Below are 1,257 nucleotides of genomic sequence, written 5' to 3' on the forward strand. Positions count from 1 at the left end.
ATGGCAAAGGCAAAGTTTGAACGGACGAAACCGCACGTCAACATTGGCACGATTGGTCACGTTGACCACGGCAAGACGACGCTGACGGCTGCGATCACGAAGTATTTCGGCGAATTCCGCGCCTATGACCAGATTGACGGCGCGCCGGAAGAGCGGGCCCGCGGGATCACGATCTCGACGGCGCATGTGGAATACGAATCGGACGCGCGCCACTATGCGCATGTCGACTGCCCGGGCCACGCCGACTACGTGAAGAACATGATCACCGGTGCGGCGCAGATGGACGGCGCGATCCTGGTGGTGAACGCCGCCGACGGCCCGATGCCGCAAACGCGCGAGCACATCCTGCTGGGCCGCCAGGTGGGCATCCCCTACATGGTCGTCTACCTCAACAAGGTCGACCAGGTCGATGACGAGGAACTGCTGGAACTGGTCGAGATGGAAGTGCGCGAGCTTCTGTCGTCCTACGACTATCCGGGCGACGACATCCCGATCATCAAGGGCTCGGCCCTGGCCGCGATGGAAGGCCGCGACCCCGAGATCGGCGAGAACTCGATCCGCGCGCTGATCGCTGCGGTGGACGAATACATCCCGACGCCCGAGCGCGCGATCGACCAGCCCTTCCTGATGCCGATCGAGGACGTGTTCTCGATCTCGGGCCGCGGCACGGTTGTCACCGGCCGGGTCGAGCGCGGCGCGGTCAACGTGGGCGACGAACTGGAGATCGTGGGCATCCGCGACACCCGCAAGACCACCTGCACGGGCGTCGAGATGTTCCGCAAGCTGCTGGACCGCGGGGAAGCCGGCGACAACATCGGCGCGCTGCTGCGCGGCGTGGACCGTGACGGCGTCGAGCGCGGCCAGGTGCTGTGCAAGCCGGGTTCGGTCAAGCCGCACACCCATTTCGAAGCCGAGGCCTATATCCTGACCAAGGAGGAAGGCGGCCGCCACACGCCGTTCTTCGCCAACTACCGCCCGCAGTTCTACTTCCGCACCACGGACGTGACCGGGACCGTCAAGCTGCCGGAAGGCACCGAGATGGTGATGCCGGGCGACAACCTGAAGTTCGAGGTCGAGCTGATCGCCCCGATCGCGATGGAAGAAAAGCTGCGCTTCGCCATCCGCGAAGGCGGCCGCACCGTCGGCGCCGGCGTGGTCTCGAAGATCCTGAAGTAAGGCGCAGGCGGGAAACACCCCGCCGCAACACGAACACAAGGGGCCGCCTCGAAAAGAGGCGGCCTTTTGCGATGCAGGGGG

General features: G+C 65.2%; 1 protein-coding gene. It reads left to right on the forward strand.

Annotation, left to right across the window (positions count from 1 at the left end; translation table 11 throughout):
- Positions 1 to 1,176: elongation factor Tu (tuf, locus tag IE224_RS20790; protein ID WP_167622739.1), on the forward strand; the 1,176-nt coding region annotated here is incomplete at its 5' end.
- Between the last annotated feature and the right edge of the window lie 81 nt (positions 1,177 to 1,257).

Origin of the sequence: Paracoccus aerius (genome assembly GCF_014656455.1) — a bacterium.
Lineage (GTDB): Bacteria > Pseudomonadota > Alphaproteobacteria > Rhodobacterales > Rhodobacteraceae > Paracoccus > Paracoccus aerius.